Genomic DNA, 17,537 nt, shown 5'->3' with positions numbered 1-17,537 from the left:
GGGCGTTTCGTCGCGGTGTCTATACCTTGCCTCTTGCGAGGGGAAGCCTTAGACACCCCGCAGACAGCTGAAATGGATCGCGATCAAAATGTTCGACACGATGACAGTTACCAAGGCCGCCGCTGGCCTGTTTGGAACCTTTCTTGTGCTTCTTCTGGCCAAATGGGGTGGCGACATCCTGTATCACGTCGGCGGCCACAGCGCCGAGGCGGCCTATATCATCGAAACCGAAAGCGCAGGTGAAAGCGCTGACGGCGAAGAGGTCGTATTCGAAGACATGCTGGCTGCAGCCGACCCGGAAAAAGGTGCAAAAGTGTTCCGCAAGTGCACCGCGTGCCACAAGCTGGAAGACGGAGCAAACGGCACAGGCCCGTACCTGTACGCGATTGTGGATCGCCCGGTCGCTTCGGCCAACGGCTTCACCGGTTATTCGGCCGCGATGCAGGCCCATGGCGGCAACTGGACGCCCGAAGCGCTGGATGCGTTCCTCGAGCGCCCGAGCTCCTATATCTCGGGCACATCGATGAGCTTTGCGGGTCTGAAAAAACCGCAGGACCGCGCCGATCTGATTGCCTATCTTCAGACAATCGGCAACTGATCACACGGTCAGACCGTAGATTTTCAAGGCCGCAGTATCCCGCTGCGGCCTTAATTTTTTGTCTGAGGAAATCTTCACATTGTGCTCACGCATTCTAAACTTGCAACTGACAGTGCTGGACCTTTAGCTAGGTTAAGGCGCATTAAGACGTTCAGAACGGTGTAGGAGAGGCGAGCATGACCCAGAATCGCACAAAGCGGACGCAAACCGCCATCAAGCGGCGGACAGCTTTGCAATTGTTGGGAGGAGGTGCCGTTGCCGCGGCATTGCCAGGCGTTCCGCGCGCCTTTGCCTCGGGCGATGACGCAACGATCATCAAGGCGCATGGATATTCGTTCTTTGGCGATCTGAAATACCCGCCGGATTTCACGCATTTCGACTATGTGAACCCCGATGCGCCGATTGGGGGTCATATCTCGGTCTCGACCCGGGGAACCTTCGACGGGATGAACCGGTTCAACTGGCAGGGTAAGGCGGGGCGCTATTCGGGCCTGATTGCCGAAAGCATGTTCGGCGACAGCCCCTTTGGATCCGCCACGCCAGCTGACTCGATCACCGAGGCTTATGGATTGCTTGCTGAAGCGGTCGAATATCCCAGCACCAAGGAATGGTGCATTTTCTACATGCGGCCCGAGGCGCGTTTTGCGGATGGCACGCCGTTGACCGCTCATGACGCGGCCTTCACTCATGATCTGTTCCTCGACCAGGGCATTCGCAGTTACGCGCGCGCGGTCAAGCAGCGTATCGAAGGCTATGAGATCATCGATGACCATACCATCAAGTACAATTTCGTAGACGGAATTTCGCGTCGCTCACTGATCTCGCAAGTGGGCGGGACACCGGTCTTTTCAAAGGCCTGGTACGAGGAAACCGGCGAGCGCCTGGACAAACAGAGCCTCAAGACGCCCATGGGCAGCGGACCTTATGTGGTCGATGATTTCGAGCTGAATCGCTATATCGTCTATCGCCGTAATCCCGATTATTGGGGCTGGCATCTGCCGATCAACGTCGGCCGCCACAATTTTGAAACGGTCCGGGTCGAGTATTTTGCCGATGACGCGGCCGAGTTCGAAGCCTTCAAGGCGGGCGTCTACACGTTCCGCGCCGAAGGCAGCACCAAGAAATGGGCGACCGGGTACGATTTCCCATCTGTTCAGAACGGATACGTGAAACGCGAAAGCATACCGGTGATGACACCGCCGTCCCCGTCGGGATTCATCTTCAACATGCAGCGTGCGCCTTTTGACGATATCAAGGTTCGTGAAGCGCTGGGGTTGGCTTACAACTTCGAATGGACCTCGGAATCGCTGCAATATGGCCTGACCGAACAGCGGCACTCTTTTGCAGAAAACTCCGAAGTTGCCGCAAACGGTGTGCCCGAAGGGTTGGAGAAGACGTTTTTGGAATCACTGGGCGATCTCGTGCCGCCCGAAGTTTTCACTCAGGAAGCTGTGCGCGCGCACAGCTCGAACGCCAGCCGGACCGTGGACCGCGGCAACAAGAGAACCGCGCTGAAACTGTTCTCGGAGGCTGGTTGGACCGTTGCCAGTGATGGCAAGCTTAAGGATGCCGACGGCAACCCGATGACCATCACCATCATGCTGAGCGCCGCGTCTTCGGATACTGCCGAGGCGATCGTCACCACTTACGCCGCCAATCTCGAGAACTTTGGCATCAACGTCACAGTTGAAAAGATCGACAGCGCCCAGTGGATCCAACGCTACTACGACAAAGATTTTGATATGATCTTTTTCCGCAACCAGAGTTTCCTTGAGGCCGGAACGGGCCTCAAGCAATCCTATGGCGCGGAAACGGCGGTCGTGTCGTCCTATAACCCGCAGTCGCTGCAAAGCCCGCTGGTGGATGCCATCATCGACGCGGCGCTCGAGACCAAATCGCGCGAGGAAGAGGTCGCAGCCCTTCAAGCCCTGGATCGCGTCCTGCGGCATCTGCGCATTCAAGTTCCGACAGGCTATGTCGCCGAAACCTGGGTGGCCTATTACGACATGTACGAACATCCCGAGGTTTTGCCCCCGCTGGCTGTCGGACAGTTCGATTTCTGGTGGTTCAATGAAGAAAAGTACCAAAAGCTGAAATCCGCAGGCGCGGTGAGGTAAAGACCGTTGGGAGCATACATTCTCCGCCGGCTTTTGCTGGTAATTCCGACGCTGCTTGGCATCATGATCGTGAACTTTACGCTGGTACAGTTTGTGCCGGGCGGTCCGATCGAGCAGATATTGGCCCAGATGCAGGGCGAAGGCGATGTCTTTGCCGGTTTTGCCGGTGGCGACAATGTTCAAACGGAAGAGACATTCGGCTCTGACAGCGAATACATCGGCGCGCGCGGGCTTCCCAAGGAATTCATTGAGGAACTGGAGAAAGAGTTCGGTTTCGACAAGCCTCCGGTCGAGCGATTCCTGTCCATGATGGGTAACTATCTGACGCTGGATTTCGGCGAGAGCTATTTTCGGTCCATCAGTGTGATCGATCTGGTTCTGGAAAAGATGCCAGTGTCGATCTCACTGGGTCTGTGGTCGACCCTGATCGCCTATCTGGTGTCGATCCCGCTGGGCATTCGCAAAGCGGTCAAGGATGGCTCGACCTTTGATACCTGGACCAGCGGAACCATCATCGTGGCCTATGCCATCCCGGGTTTCCTGTTCGCAATCCTGTTGCTGGTGCTGTTTGCCGGTGGGTCCTACTGGCAGATTTTCCCGCTGCGCGGCCTGACTTCGGACAATTGGGAAAGCCTCAGCCTGTTCGGCAAGATCGCCGACTATTTCTGGCATATCGCCCTGCCGATCATCGCGCTGACAATTTCGGCCTTTGCGACACTGACGCTGCTGACCAAGAATTCGTTTCTGGATGAGATCAAAAAGCAATATGTCATGACCGCCCGCGCCAAGGGCCTGAGCGAAGGCAAGGTGCTCTACGGTCACGTCTTCCGCAACGCGATGCTGATCGTGATCGCGGGCTTTCCGGCAGTGTTCATCGGTGTGTTCTTTGGCGGTTCGATCATTATCGAAACGATCTTCTCGCTGGACGGTCTGGGCCGCCTGGGGTTTGAGGCCGCGGTGGCACGCGACTATCCGGTGATCTTCGGCACGCTGTTCATCTTTGGCCTGATGGGGCTGGTCGTCGGTATCATCAGCGACCTGATGTATGTGCTGGTCGACCCGCGCATCGACTTTGAAAAGCGGGAGGGGTAAATGGCGCTTTCCCCTCTCAATCAGCGCCGCTGGCGCAATTTCCGCCGCAATGGACGCGCCTTCTGGTCGCTGATCATCTTTTCGATCCTGTTCGGAGTTTCGCTGTTTGCCGAGTTCGTTGCCAATGACAAGCCGATCCTCGTGAAATACCGGGGTGAGTTTTACATGCCGGTGTTCAACTTCTACGCCGAAACCCAGTTCGGTGGCGATTTCCAGACCGAAGCGATCTATCGCGACCCCGAGGTCCGTTGCCTGATCGACAGTGGTGGTCTTGAACAGTGTTTTGACGACCCCGAGGGCATCATCGACGAGATCGAGGCGGGAACATTTCATGCCGAGGGGTTCGAGCAGGGTTGGTCGATCTGGCCGTTGATTCCGTATTCGTACAACACCAGCGTCGATCGGCCCGGAGCTGCCCCGTTGCCGCCCAACGGACAGAACCTGCTGGGCACCGATGACACCAAACGCGATGTGCTTGCGCGGGTGATTTACGGCTTCCGACTATCGATCCTGTTCACTCTGGTCGTGACTGGTGCCGCCAGCCTGATCGGTATCTTTGCCGGGGCCATACAGGGCTTCTTTGGCGGCTGGCTGGATCTGATTTTCCAGCGGGTGATCGAGATCTGGTCAGCGACGCCCTCGCTCTATGTCATCATCATCATGTTTGCCATACTGGGGCGAAGTTTCTGGCTGCTGGTCGCGCTGATGATCCTGTTCGGCTGGACGGGCCTTGTGGGGGTTGTCCGCGCAGAATTCCTACGGGCGCGCAACCTTGAATATGTCCGCGCTGCACGGGCGCTGGGCGTCGGCAACATGACCATCATGTTCCGCCACATGCTGCCCAACGCGATGGTTGCGACGCTGACCTTCATGCCGTTCATTGTCACGGGCACGATCGGCGGTCTGGCGTCGCTGGACTTCCTTGGCTTTGGCCTGCCGTCCTCGGCCCCGTCGCTGGGGGAACTGACCTTGCAAGCCAAGCAGAACCTGCAAGCGCCGTGGCTGGCCTTCACCGCCTTTTTCACCTTTGCCATCATGCTGTCGCTGCTGGTCTTCATCTTCGAAGGTGTCCGCGATGCGTTTGATCCAAGAAAGACTTTCTCATGAGCCTGCTGGATGTGAAAAGCCTTCGGGTCTCGTTCCGGCAGGACGGGCAGGTATCGGCAGCGGTCAGGGGCGTGTCGTTCACGGTGGATCGCGGTGAAACCGTCGCCCTTGTTGGTGAATCCGGTTCCGGCAAATCGGTGACCGCGCTGAGCACTGTGTCGCTGCTGGGCGAAAGCGCGATTGTCGAAGGATCCGTCACCTATGACGGGCAGGAAATGATCGGCGCGTCCGAGGACAAGCTGATGGATGTGCGCGGCAACGACATCAGCTTTATCTTTCAGGAACCGATGACCTCGCTCAACCCGCTGCATACGATCCAGAAACAGATGGCGGAATCGCTGGCCCTGCACCAGAACGTGACCGGAGATGCGGCACGCGGGCGGATTGTCGAGTTGTTGACCAAGGTCGGCATACGCGACCCCGAGGAACGGCTGGACAGCTATCCGCACCAATTGTCGGGTGGACAGCGGCAGCGGGTGATGATCGCGATGGCGCTGGCGAACAAGCCCGACATTCTGATCGCAGATGAGCCGACAACGGCGCTGGACGTGACCATTCAGGCGCAGATTCTGGAGTTGCTGGCTGAACTGCAAAAATCCGAGAATATGGGAATGCTGTTCATCACCCATGATCTGGGTATCGTGCGCCGCATTGCCGACCGGGTCTGCGTGATGAAGGATGGTGAGATTGTCGAAACCGGCGTCACCACCGAAATCTTTGACAACCCACAGCACCCTTACACTCAAAAGCTACTGGCTGCTGAGCCCTCGGGTCACCCCGATCCGGTGGCAACAGACGCCGAAGAGGTCGCGCGCACCGATCACCTGAAAGTCTGGTTCCCGATCCAGCGCGGTTTCCTGAAACGCACCGTTGGCTATGTGAAGGCGGTCAATGACGCAACGCTCAGCGTCCGCGCAGGTGAGACGCTGGGCATCGTGGGCGAAAGCGGCTCAGGCAAGACCACCCTAGCGCTGGCCATCATGCGGCTAATCGCGTCCGAGGGCGGGATCACCTTCCGCGATCAGGACGTGCGCCGCTGGTCAACCCGCGAATTGCGACGTCTGCGCAAGGATATGCAGATCGTGTTTCAGGACCCGTTCGGCAGCCTCAGCCCGCGTTTGACCTGTACGCAGATTATCGCCGAAGGGCTGGCGATCCATAAGGTCGACCCCCACCGCGCCCCACGCGATCTGGTGGCCGAGGTGATGACCGAGGTGGGCCTCGATCCCGCATCAATGGATCGGTATCCGCACGAGTTTTCGGGTGGTCAGCGGCAACGCATCGCAATCGCCCGCGCGATGGTGCTGCGGCCCAAGCTGCTGGTGCTGGACGAACCCACCAGCGCGCTGGACATGACGGTGCAGGTTCAAATCGTCGATCTGCTGCGCGATCTTCAACGCAAATACGGGTTGGCCTATCTGTTCATCAGCCATGACCTGAAAGTTGTCCGCGCCATGTCACACAACGTGATCGTCATGCGCAACGGTGACGTGGTTGAGATGGGGACGGCCGAGGCGTTGTTCGAGAACGCCCAGACCGACTACACCCGCGAGCTTATTGCGGCGGCGGGCTAAAGTGACGAATCGCGGTCCAGATCGTGTCGGTAAAATTTGGTTTGTTGGCTTCTGTTGCCTGTTAGCCTTTTTTAGCGAAGAGTTCTGGGTATCGTTCTTTTCCCAAATCGTATTTTGTTTCGTGATGTTTGCGGTGCTATTTGGAGAGCACCTTTGGGAATGGATAAAGTCCAAGTGGTAGTGTTGCGAACGCCTTTCGAGATCGAAGCATCGACGTGACTTCGATCTCTTAAACCTTAAGATGCTCTGCCAATCTCAGGCGTTCGCGCTTTCCTTGGCCGCCGCTTTTGGCACCGGACCGCGCAGTTCTTCATAGTGATCAAAGCTCAACTTGACCCAACCGGTGCCACGCGTGGCGCTGGCGAGGCTGCGATGCAGTTCGTCTTCGGCCACGGCGGGAAGCTGGGCGTTGAAAATCTCCCAGCCCGAGGCATTGGGATTGCCCTCAAAGCCCAGAACCTGACCTTGCAGCGAGCTGATCGTGGGCACCAGATCGCCGACGAAATCCGAGGGCAGGTGTATCTCTGCGCTCAAGATCGGCTGTAGAACCACGGGTTTCGCTTGCGGCAGCGCCTCGCGCACCGCGTTTTTTCCAGCGGTGCGGAAGGCAAAGTCCGAGCTGTCCACGTTGTGATGCTTGCCGTCGCTCAGCGTGACTTTTACATCGACCACCGGGAACCCTTCGGGACCCTGCGCCAGCGCATCCTTGGCACCATGCTCGACCGAGGGGATGTAGTTCTTGGGAACGGCGCCCCCTTTCACGATCTCTTCGAATTTGAACCCCGACCCGCGAGGCATCGGTGCGACCGAGATCACCACGTCGGCAAACTGTCCCGCCCCGCCGGATTGCTTGCGATGGCGATGGCGATGTTCGACGGGCGCGCGAATGGTCTCGCGATAGGCGGTCTCGACCGGTTCGGCGACGATCTCGATGCCAAAATCCTCGGCCAGTTTTGCCGAGATCCGACGCATGTGCTGTGGACCTTGCGATCCCAGAACCGCGTGGCCGCTAAGCTCGTCCTGTGACAGCTGCAGGCCCGGATCAATCTCGTTCATTCGGCCAAGTGCATTCGACAGACGCACATCGTCGCGCTCATGCGCGGGTGACACGATCTGGCGATGCGCGACGGGGTGCGACGATGCCCATTCCGGCAGCGGCGAACCGTTGCTGCTGTCATAGAGATTGCCGGGGTTGAGGTGATCCGATTTCACCGCAAGCCCGATCTGCCCGGCTTCCAGCGCGCTGATCTGGGTTTTCGCGTCCAGTCCGGTCAGGTTGCCGACGGTTTCACCGCCCAGCGGTTCATGTGCTTTGACGCCGTCCCCCAGTCCGCGCAGCACGATGATCTTGCCGATATGTTTCTTCACATCCGCAAAACCAGCGATGGCACGCGCGCTGCCTTCAGCCTCATCCCGCCCGGCGGCAATATCGAACTCGGGCGCTTCGTGGCGCAGGGCTTTCATCAGCCGTGTGAGCCCATGACCGTGGCTGGCCGCGCCCAGGCAGGCCGGAATCAGCTGGTGGTTCTGCAGAACCTGTGCGGCCAGATCGTAGACCTCGGCGCTGGGGGGCTGCTTGTCTTCGATCAGTTGTTCCAGCAGGTGATCGTCAAAATCCGACAATGTCTCGAGCAGTTCGGTGCGCGCCTCCTGCTCCCGGTCCTCAACAGATTTTGGCAGCTCGATCAGGGCCGAGGGCTGGCCCTCCTGATATTTCCACGCCCGCTCCGAGATCAGATCGACCGCGCCGATGATCGTATCACCCTCGCGGATCGGGACCTGGCGCAAGGCGATGTGATGGGTGCAATAGGTCTGCAATGCTGCGATGATGTCGCGAATGCGCCCGCCGGGGTTGTCCATCCGGTTGATGAACAGAAAGCATGGGATGCCGGCCTCCTCTACCAGACGCAGGTAGGGCGCACACAGGACGGCAGCGTCCGGGTCGGGCGGAACCACCACGACCGCTGCGTCCGAGATCGCCATGGCAGGGCCGACATAGGCCAGGGAATCGCCACCTCCGTCCACGTCTATCGCGCACCAGGGCTCGTCCAAATAAGAAAAACCGTGCAAATGCACGGTTCCGGAAACATCGAATGTGGTCGGTCGCCCGTCGAGGCGGCTGATGGCCTCGACCAAAGTTGATTTGCCCGATTGGGTGGGGCCAAGGACGGTGAAAACGCGCATAGGTGCTGTCCCTCTTTCAGGTTGCAGTTGGCTGCGCGAAAGGGGCTGCCCGACGCTGCGGCGTCGGTGGCAATTGTCTGCAAGTTGGCCTGCCTCAAGCCAGGAAGCGCTGTGCTGCTTCGCCCTTCAAGTTTGGAAAAAACCGAAGGCTCCCGTCAAGCCCCACTGCGTCGTGTCCTCCAAAACCCGCTCAGATCGCCGAACTGTGGCCGGCTTTGCTGAGGTCATAGGCATCGAAGCTGCGCGCTATCATGCGGGTCAGCGCGCGCGCCTCGGGCGGAACATAGAGGCCGTCATCGGTCACCTGTAACAACCCGTCGAAGGTGGCGTTGGCTGTATCAAACATCTGGCATAGTTCGGTGCGGGTAACGTCGTGATCCCGCAGAATTTCGGCTGCATTGACTCGGAAATCGCACATCAGCGCCTCGATCAACCGGGCGCGCAGAACGTCCTGATCCTTGAAAACATGTCCGCGCGACGTTGAGAACTGACCGTTGCGAATGGCCTTGATATGGGCCGAGGTCGCAGGTGCGTTTTGCGCATAGCCCTGCGGAAAACGCGAGATAGAACTGGCCCCCAGACCGATCAGCACCGGCGCCTGATCGTCGGTGTAACCCTGAAAGTTCCGCTTAAGCCGTCCGGCGCGCAGCGCGTGCGTGAGCCCGTCATCCTGCGTGGCGAAGTGGTCGATGCCGATCTCGGCGTAATTGTCCCACATGAACAGTCGGCGCGCAGTTTCGAACAGCGCCAGACGCTGCTCGGGCGTGGGTAGCACGTCCGAGGGGATCAATTGCTGCCGCTTTGCCATCCAGGGAACATGGGCATAGCCATAAAGGGCGACGCGATCAGGCGCCAGCGACAGTAGTTTCTGGACGCTTTCGGTCATCCGCGATTGGGTCTGGTGCGGCAGCCCAAACAGGATATCGGCGTTCAGGCTGGAGATTCCGCACGCGCGGATCATCTCGACAGCCTCGCGCGTGGTGTCATAGCCCTGAATGCGGCCAATGGTCTTTTGAATTTCGTGATCGAAATCCTGCACCCCGATTGACGCGCGGTTCATTCCGGCCTCGGCCAGCGCGTCCAAGCGCGACTCGTCGACTTCGTTGGGGTCGATCTCGACAGAAAACTCGGCACTGGGACCAAGGGGCACGGTCTCAAAGATGCGCTTGGCCAGATCCCGCATCAGATCGGGGTTCAGCAACGTCGGCGTTCCGCCGCCCCAATGCAGGCGCGACAGTGTTACCCCGTCAGGTAGGCGCGCGGCCAGCAAATCAAGCTCGGCCTTCAGGACATCGACATAGGCGATGACAGGATTGTCCGTCTGCGTGCCTTGCGTTCGGCAGGCGCAGAACCAGCACAGTCTTCGACAGAACGGCACGTGAATATACAGCGAGATCTCGCTGCCCGGGTGAATGCCGGAAATCCAGTCACCAAAAAGACTTGCCCCCACGTCATTGCTGAAATGCGGCGCGGTTGGATAGCTTGTGTAACGCGGTACTTTCGCGTCAAATAGTCCAAGCTTTGCCAATTGCTGTGTTGCTATCATATCGATACGGCTATACCGGGGGCCGCTCGGGGACATTGACCGAGATCAAATGGAAACGCGAATGACACTCAAAGCACTTTACGAGCACTCGAATTGCGATGAATGCCCCATCAGGCATCGGGCGGTTTGTGCGCATTGCGAGCCGGACGAGCTCGAGCTGCTGGAAGAGATCAAATATTATCGCAGCTATGAGGCGGGTCAGACGATCCTCTGGTCCGGCGACCAGATGAGCTTTGTCGGTTCGGTGGTGTCGGGAATCGCATCCCTGACCCAGACCATGGAGGACGGGCGGACCCAGATGGTCGGCCTGTTGCTGCCCAGCGATTTTGTCGGCCGTCCGGGGCGCGAAGAAGCGCCCTATGATGTACAGGCGACGACCGACCTGGTTATGTGCTGCTTTCGCAAGAAGCCGTTCGAAAAGCTGATGGTGACAACACCGCATATCGCGCATCGTCTGTTGCAGATGACGCTGGACGAGTTGGACGCCGCGCGCGAATGGATGCTGGTTCTGGGGCGTAAGACTGCGCGCGAAAAAATCGCCAGCCTGCTGTCGATCATTGCCCGGCGCGATGCCTCGATCAACAAGGCGGGGATGACCGGTCCGATCGTGTTTGATCTGCCCCTCACGCGTGAGGCGATGGCCGATTATCTGGGATTGACGCTGGAAACCGTCAGCCGTCAGATCTCGGCCTTGAAAAAGGACGGCATCATTACGCTTGAAGGCAAGCGCCACGTCACCATTCCCGACATGGGCCGTCTCATGGAAGAGGCGGGCGATGACGCTGATGGCGGGTTTCTGGTCTGAGCGATGATCCGAACTACGCGTGTGATATTGAGCTAGGAGAAGATTATGGGTTTTTTGTTCATGTTGCTCATCGGCGCGATTGCCGGTTGGCTGTCCGGTAAAATTATGGAAGGGCGCGGCTTTGGCCTGATTGGCAACATCGTTGTCGGCGTCGTCGGCGCATTCCTGGCCGGCACAATCTTTCCGGCGCTTGGCTTAACAGTTGGAAGCGGACTGATTTCGCAGATCTTTTTTGCGACACTGGGCGCCGTGATCCTTCTGTTCCTGATCGGGTTGGTTCGAAAGGCCTGAGCCCAAGCGGGCTCAGACGTCTCAGTGCTTCAGCTTAGTGCGCCAGAAAGACCGGAACGGTGGCCTGTTCCAACATGTTCCGGGTCGCACCGCCCAGAATCGCCTCGCGAAAGCGGGAATGGCCATAGGCGCCCATGACGATCATGTCCGCTTCGGTATCTGCGGCGTGCCGGTTCAGGATGTCCGACACGCGGGTCATGGTCTTGCTCAGAACATCGATTTCACATTTGACGCCGTGCCGCGCCAGCATCTGCGACAGCAATCCGCCGGGATCCGAGCGATCAGGCCCGTGGCGCGGCGGATCAATCACCACGATCCGCACAAATTCGGCCTGTTGCAGAAACGGCAGGGCGCGGCGGATCGCGCGCATTGCCTCGACGCTTTCGTTCCAGGCGACCAGGACAGTGTGCGGGGTCGAAAAGGGTGCGCGCCCGTCAGGCACAACAAGGGCGGGGGCGTGGCCTTCAAACATCGCCGCTTCGATGATCGGTTCCGCTTCGGCGGCACGATCCTGACCATAGGGCTGCGGCAGCACGACAAGGTCAGAAAACCGCGCACGGTGGGCGACGTGCCGACCGATATCGGCGATCTGGGCCACACCACTTTCCGCTGACCAGCGAACGCCCGACTTGCCCAGAAAGTCCTTGGCGAAACTCAGCAACGCGTCGGCCTCGGCATTGGCGCGGGTCAGCGTTTCCTGGAGGATCAAGGCGTTGGCCCCGGCGTAGTAATACCCCGTCTGGCTGCGATCGACGCCCAGACACAGTGCTTCGGCATGGGCATCCTGCGCATCTGCCAGCGCCGCCATCTGATCCAGCGCGACCTTTGCCTTGTCCGTTTCGGTCATGACTGTGAGTAGAGTTTTGTAGGACATTTTGGACTCTTGCTTTCTGAGGTGAACCCGGTGCGACCGGGCAACACATTCAATTCCTTATGCCTGTCACAGAAAACGGGCTATTGTCTTGATACAGATCAAAGCAGCGCTGACCGTTGTTCGACACAACGGCAGCCAGTCAATAAGGGCTTCGCGCGACACAAGAATCGCGTGAGGCATCGCAAAGGGACGCAATATGTCGAATTACATCAAGCTGATCGCGCTTGGTCTTGTGGTGCTGTTTGCCGCCATAGGGTCCAATTATGCGCGGGATTTGGCGTATCAGGTGCATGCGATTCTGGTGATGATTATCGCCGCGGGATTGTTCATCTGGACGCTTCGAAACACCGATGAGCCAGATATTCTTGTTGATCGCTCCGCCGAGTACATGGATGACGTGATCCGCTATGGCGTGATTGCAACCGCGTTCTGGGGCGTGGTCGGGTTCCTTGCAGGGACCTTTATTGCGTTCCAGTTGGCCTTTCCAACGCTTAACTTTGAATGGGCGCAAGGCTATCTGAACTTCGGGCGGCTGCGTCCGCTGCACACATCGGCAGTGATTTTCGCCTTTGGCGGCAACGCACTGATCGCAACTTCATTCTACGTCGTACAGCGCACCAGTGCCGCGCGGCTGTGGGGTGGGAACCTCGCGTGGTTCGTGTTCTGGGGCTATCAGCTGTTCATCGTGCTGGCTGCGACCGGATATGTTCTCGGCGGAACTCAATCCAAGGAATATGCCGAGCCGGAATGGTATGTCGACCTTTGGCTGACCATCGTCTGGGTGGCCTATCTGGCGGTGTATCTCGGTACGATCATCAAACGGAAAGAGCCGCATATCTATGTGGCCAACTGGTTCTATCTGGCGTTCATTGTCACCGTCGCCATGCTGCATCTGGTCAACAACATGACCATCCCAGTCAGCATCTGGGGTTCGAAATCGGTCATTGTCTGGTCGGGTGTGCAAGACGCCATGATCCAGTGGTGGTACGGTCACAACGCTGTTGGCTTTTTCCTGACCGCGGGTTTCCTGGGCATGATGTATTACTTCATCCCGAAACAGGCCGAGCGTCCGGTCTTCAGCTACAAGCTGTCGATCATCCACTTCTGGGCTCTGATCTTCCTGTATATCTGGGCCGGCCCGCACCATCTGCACTATACCGCGCTGCCGGATTGGGCCTCGACGCTGGGCATGGTGTTCTCGGTCGTGCTGTGGATGCCTTCGTGGGGTGGTATGATCAACGGTCTGATGACCTTGTCGGGCGCCTGGGACAAGCTGCGCACCGATCCGATTATCCGCATGATGGTGATCTCGGTCGGCTTTTACGGCATGTCCACCTTCGAAGGTCCGATGATGTCGATCCGCGCGGTCAACAGCCTGAGCCACTATACCGACTGGACTATTGGTCACGTGCATTCTGGCGCGCTGGGCTGGAACGGCATGATCACCTTTGGCGCGCTGTACTTCCTGGTGCCGGTCCTGTGGAAGCGTGAGCGTCTGTATTCGCTGCAGATGGTCAGCTGGCACTTCTGGCTCGCCACCATCGGCATCGTTCTCTATGCGGCATCGATGTGGGTCACCGGTATCATGGAGGGTCTGATGTGGCGTGAAGTGGATGCCAACGGCTTCCTGGTGAACTCGTTCGCCGACACGGTGGCCGCTAAGTTCCCGATGTACGTCGTACGTGGTCTGGGTGGGGTCCTGTTCCTCGCTGGTTCGGTGATCATGTGCTACAACCTGTGGATGACTGTGCGGAAAGCGCCGGCCAAAGAGGCCAGCCTGACCGTCGCGGTCCCGGCTGAATAAGAGGGGTCGGAGCAATGGCAATTCTCGACAAACACAAAGTCCTCGAGACCAACGCGACCCTCTTGCTGATCTTCAGCTTTCTGGTCGTGACCATCGGTGGCATCGTGCAGATCACCCCGCTGTTCTATCTTGAGAACACCATCGAGAAGGTTGAGGGCATGCGCCCTTATACCCCGCTCGAAATGGCGGGGCGTGAGATCTACATCCGCGAAGGCTGCTATGTCTGTCACAGTCAGATGATCCGTCCGATGCGGGACGAGGTCGAGCGCTATGGCCACTACTCGCTGGCGGCCGAGTCGATGTACGATCACCCGTTCCAGTGGGGGTCGAAGCGTACCGGGCCGGATCTGGCGCGTGTAGGTGGTCGTTACTCGGACGATTGGCATGTACGCCACTTGCGCGACGCGCAATCCGTGGTGCCAGAATCGGTGATGCCGAAATATGGTTTCCTCGAAAATCGCAAGCTGGACGGCAAGTATATCGGCGACATCATGGCGGCCAATGCCGTGGTGGGCACGCCCTATACCGAAGAGATGCTTGCAAACGCGCAGGCGGATTTCCGGGCGCAGGCTGACCCGGACAGCGACTATGACGGCTTGCTTGAACGCTATGGCGACAAGGTCAACGTGCGCAACTTTGACGGACAGCCCGAGGTGACCGAAGCCGACGCGCTGATCGCCTATCTTCAAATGCTGGGAACGCTGGTCGATTTCTCGACCTTCACCCCGGATTCGAACCGCTAAAGGGGGGACGAGATGGAAGAATATACTCTCCTCAGGCAGTTCGCGGATAGCTGGATGCTGTTGCTGCTTTTTGCCTTCTTCGTTGGCATCGTCATCTGGGTTTTTCGCCCCGGGGCCAGCAAGGAATACAAGGACACGGCAAACATTCCGTTCCGTCATGAAGACAAACCCGCCGAATTCAAGGAGGCGCGGAAATGAGCAAGACACCTGATAAACAGCCGGGGGATCCGAACACAACGGGCCACAGCTGGGACGGCATCGAAGAGTTCGACAACCCGATGCCCCGCTGGTGGCTGTGGACCTTTTATGCCACGATTTTCTGGGGCGTGATCTATACGATCATGTACCCGGCCTGGCCGCTGGTACATTCGGCAACCGCCGGGGTCCTGGGCTGGTCCTCGCGGGAGCTGGTGCAAGACGAAATGGTCGCCTTCGAAGAGGCCAACGCGCCCTGGAACGCCAAGCTGGTCGAAACCTCATTGCAAGACATCTCGAAGGATGCCGAACTGCAGCAATATGCTGTCAACTCGGGCGGAGCGGTGTTCCGCACCTGGTGCGCACAGTGCCACGGGTCGGGTGCGCAGGGTGCGCCGGGCTTCCCGAACCTGCTGGATGACGCCTGGTTATGGGGCGGCACGATGGAAGACATCGAGTATTCCGTCGCTTACGGCATCCGCAACGAGGAAAGCGACGATGCGCGCTATTCCGAGATGCCGGCCTTTGGCGAGATCCTTGAACATGACGAGATCACTCAGGTGGTTCAATATGTCATGTCGTTAACCAATGCGCAGACCGATGACGCGGCGGCACAGGCGGGCAAGGTTGTGTTCGAAGACAACTGTGCAGTTTGCCACGGCGACAACGGACAGGGTGACGTCACCCAGGGTGCGCCGAACCTGACTGATGCGATCTGGCTGTTTGGTGGCAGCGAAGAGGCATTGACCGAGACGGTCACATACAGTCGCTTTGGTGTCATGCCGTCCTGGGAAAACCGTCTGACCGAGGCGCAAATCCGTGCGGTGACCGCCTATGTCCACCAGTTGGGTGGCGGTCAGTAACGGTCAAAGAAAACCTTCGGGCGGCTTGCCGCCCGAAGGCTGCGGCACCGGCTGTTCCATCTGTTCGCGCGTTTCCTGAACAGCCGGTGTCGATTTCCAGAAAATATAGCCATGGCCGAATTTGGTCCAGTCGCCAGTGCGCCGGGCTTTGGAGTGGGGCGCAAGAACCAAGCCCGTGCCTGCCCGCCGCAGGCTGAAATTCGGTCAGGTGTGACAAAAGGTGTCTGTACGATACGCTTTTGACCCATGTCAAAGTCGATCTGTGTATGATCTGGAAGAAGTCGCCTGAAAATGAGCCACATCCGGAGCCAACCCGTGAGCGATTCTGACCCCGCCCCCAGTCTTTATGCTCCCAGAGAGCCGATATTTCCAAGACGCGTTTCAGGTCCGTTTCGCAATCTGAAATGGATCATAATGGCGGTGACGCTGGGCATTTATTACGTCACGCCTTGGATCAGGTGGGACCGGGGACCAAGCCTGCCTGATCAGGCGGTTCTGCTGGATCTGGCAAATCGACGTTTCTATTTCTTCTGGATCGAGATCTGGCCCCACGAGTTCTACTTCGTCGCCGGGCTGCTGATCATGGCGGGGCTTGGGCTGTTCCTGTTCACTTCGGCCCTTGGGCGCGTGTGGTGCGGCTATGCCTGCCCGCAGACGGTTTGGACCGATCTTTATATTCTGGTCGAGCGCTGGATCGAAGGGGACCGGAATGCCCGATTGCGTTTGCGTCGTCAGAAAAAGCTGGATTTCCGCAAAGTCCGGCTGCGTGCAACGAAATGGGTCGTCTGGTTTGTGATCGGTATGGCGACTGGCGGTGCCTGGGTGTTTTATTTTGCCGACGCGCCGACTCTGGCGCGCGATCTGGTGACCGGAAATGCGCATCCGGTGGCCTATACGACGATGCTGATCCTGACGGCTACGACCTTTTTCTTTGGCGGGTTCGCCCGCGAGCAGATATGTATCTACGCCTGTCCGTGGCCGCGTATTCAGGCTGCAATGATGGACGAGGACACTCTGGTCGTCGGCTATCGCGAATGGCGGGGCGAGCCGCGCGGTAAGGGTAAACGCACCGCGGATTCCGAACTGGGCGACTGCATCGACTGCATGGCCTGTGTAAACGTTTGCCCTGTGGGCATCGACATTCGCGACGGGCAGCAGTTGGAGTGTATCACCTGTGCGCTCTGCATCGATGCCTGTGACGACATGATGGCCAAGATCGGCAAACCACGCGGGTTGGTCGACTACATGGCGCTCAGCGACGAAACCCGCGAGCGCGCCGGGGAACCGCCGACAAACGTTTGGAAACACATCCTGAGGCCGCGCACGCTCATGTACACCGCGCTGTGGTCGCTGGTTGGCGTTGCACTGCTGTTCGCGCTGTTCATCCGCTCGGATATCGACCTGACGGTCGCACCGGTGCGCAATCCGACATTTGTGACCTTGTCGGACGGGACCATTCGCAACACCTATGACGTGCGCCTGCGCAACAAACATGGCGAAGAGCGGCCCTTCCGCCTGTCGCTTGTCGGCGATCCGGCGATGCGGATCGAAATCGAAGGCGTCGAAGGGGATATTGTAAATGTGGCCGCAGATACGGCACAATTGACCCGCGTCTACATCCTTGCTGAAAAGGACACATCCCCGGCCGCTGCCGATTCAACAGCAGTCAGGATCTGGGTCGAGGACGTTGAAAACGATGAACGGGCCCACAAGGACACCACGTTCAACGGACGAGGAAACTGAT

At 58.6% G+C, this 17,537-nt stretch carries 16 protein-coding genes; 12 read left to right on the top strand and 4 right to left on the bottom strand.

Annotated elements, in window-relative coordinates:
- Positions 1-88: 88 nt before the first annotated feature.
- From ACR0LX_RS20720 to ACR0LX_RS20700, 5 genes are all read left to right on the top strand, one after another.
- Positions 89-598 (top strand): c-type cytochrome, encoded by a 510-nt coding sequence (locus tag ACR0LX_RS20720; protein WP_480575766.1) that lies wholly within the window; start codon positions 89-91, stop codon positions 596-598.
- A gap of 176 nt (positions 599-774) precedes the next feature.
- Positions 775-2,715 (top strand): extracellular solute-binding protein, encoded by a 1,941-nt coding sequence (locus tag ACR0LX_RS20715; RefSeq protein WP_480785271.1) that lies wholly within the window; start codon positions 775-777, stop codon positions 2,713-2,715.
- A 6-nt stretch (positions 2,716-2,721) separates the two neighbouring features.
- Positions 2,722-3,807: a microcin C ABC transporter permease YejB gene (locus ACR0LX_RS20710; protein ID WP_480785270.1), complete on the top strand. Its 1,086-nt coding sequence runs from the start codon at positions 2,722-2,724 to the stop codon at positions 3,805-3,807.
- Positions 3,808-4,914: an ABC transporter permease gene (locus ACR0LX_RS20705; protein ID WP_480785269.1), complete on the top strand. Its 1,107-nt coding sequence runs from the start codon at positions 3,808-3,810 to the stop codon at positions 4,912-4,914.
- Positions 4,911-6,488: an ABC transporter ATP-binding protein gene (locus ACR0LX_RS20700; RefSeq protein WP_480785268.1), complete on the top strand. Its 1,578-nt coding sequence runs from the start codon at positions 4,911-4,913 to the stop codon at positions 6,486-6,488. The genes ACR0LX_RS20705 and ACR0LX_RS20700 overlap by 4 nt, the downstream gene beginning before the upstream one ends.
- 255 nt (positions 6,489-6,743) lie before the next feature.
- Here the strand turns inward: ACR0LX_RS20700 and ACR0LX_RS20695 are convergent, their stop codons facing one another.
- Both ACR0LX_RS20695 and hemN read right to left on the bottom strand, forming a co-directional pair.
- Positions 6,744-8,672 (bottom strand): elongation factor G, encoded by a 1,929-nt coding sequence (locus tag ACR0LX_RS20695; RefSeq protein ID WP_480785267.1) that lies wholly within the window; start codon positions 8,670-8,672, stop codon positions 6,744-6,746.
- Positions 8,673-8,862: 190 nt separating this feature from the next.
- Positions 8,863-10,218: an oxygen-independent coproporphyrinogen III oxidase gene (gene hemN, locus ACR0LX_RS20690; RefSeq protein WP_480785266.1), complete on the bottom strand. Its 1,356-nt coding sequence runs from the start codon at positions 10,216-10,218 to the stop codon at positions 8,863-8,865.
- Positions 10,219-10,279: 61 nt separating this feature from the next.
- Here hemN and fnrL point away from each other — a divergent pair, with 61 nt between their 5' ends.
- Positions 10,280-11,023, top strand: coding sequence for a transcriptional regulator FnrL (fnrL, locus tag ACR0LX_RS20685; protein WP_480785265.1), 744 nt, complete (start codon positions 10,280-10,282; stop codon positions 11,021-11,023).
- Between the two features lie 45 nt (positions 11,024-11,068).
- Positions 11,069-11,314 (top strand): GlsB/YeaQ/YmgE family stress response membrane protein, encoded by a 246-nt coding sequence (locus ACR0LX_RS20680; protein WP_480575743.1) that lies wholly within the window; start codon positions 11,069-11,071, stop codon positions 11,312-11,314.
- A 34-nt stretch (positions 11,315-11,348) separates the two neighbouring features.
- Here ACR0LX_RS20680 and ACR0LX_RS20675 read toward each other — a convergent pair whose 3' ends face one another.
- Positions 11,349-12,188 (bottom strand): universal stress protein, encoded by an 840-nt coding sequence (locus ACR0LX_RS20675; protein WP_480785264.1) that lies wholly within the window; start codon positions 12,186-12,188, stop codon positions 11,349-11,351.
- A gap of 196 nt (positions 12,189-12,384) precedes the next feature.
- Between ACR0LX_RS20675 and ccoN the strand changes: the two genes are divergently transcribed.
- From ccoN to ccoP, 4 genes are read left to right on the top strand one after another with little or no spacing between them, the layout of a single operon-like run.
- Positions 12,385-13,992, top strand: coding sequence for a cytochrome-c oxidase, cbb3-type subunit I (gene ccoN, locus ACR0LX_RS20670; protein WP_480575737.1), 1,608 nt, complete (start codon positions 12,385-12,387; stop codon positions 13,990-13,992).
- A gap of 14 nt (positions 13,993-14,006) precedes the next feature.
- Positions 14,007-14,735, top strand: coding sequence for a cytochrome-c oxidase, cbb3-type subunit II (ccoO, locus tag ACR0LX_RS20665; protein ID WP_480575734.1), 729 nt, complete (start codon positions 14,007-14,009; stop codon positions 14,733-14,735).
- A 12-nt stretch (positions 14,736-14,747) separates the two neighbouring features.
- Positions 14,748-14,933 carry a cbb3-type cytochrome c oxidase subunit 3 gene (locus ACR0LX_RS20660; protein WP_480575731.1) on the top strand — a complete coding sequence of 62 codons (186 nt, stop codon included), beginning with the start codon at positions 14,748-14,750 and terminating at the stop codon, positions 14,931-14,933.
- A complete protein-coding gene (ccoP, locus tag ACR0LX_RS20655) occupies positions 14,930-15,793 on the top strand; it encodes a cytochrome-c oxidase, cbb3-type subunit III (RefSeq protein ID WP_480575728.1) in 864 nt (287 codons plus the stop codon). The genes ACR0LX_RS20660 and ccoP overlap by 4 nt, the downstream gene beginning before the upstream one ends.
- Positions 15,794-15,796: 3 nt before the next feature.
- On the opposite strand, the gene ACR0LX_RS20650 is transcribed toward ccoP, so the two are convergent.
- Entirely contained in the window at positions 15,797-15,964 is a 168-nt protein-coding gene (locus tag ACR0LX_RS20650; protein WP_480785263.1) for a hypothetical protein, read from the bottom strand.
- A 144-nt stretch (positions 15,965-16,108) separates the two neighbouring features.
- Here ACR0LX_RS20650 and ccoG point away from each other — a divergent pair, with 144 nt between their 5' ends.
- A complete protein-coding gene (gene ccoG / locus ACR0LX_RS20645) occupies positions 16,109-17,536 on the top strand; it encodes a cytochrome c oxidase accessory protein CcoG (RefSeq protein WP_480785262.1) in 1,428 nt (475 codons plus the stop codon).
- Position 17,537 lies beyond the last annotated feature (1 nt).

It is taken from the genome of Ruegeria sp. CH11 (genome assembly GCF_056537105.1).
Note: the sequence above shows the minus strand (reverse complement) of the source record. Positions and strands in the feature narration are given on the sequence as shown.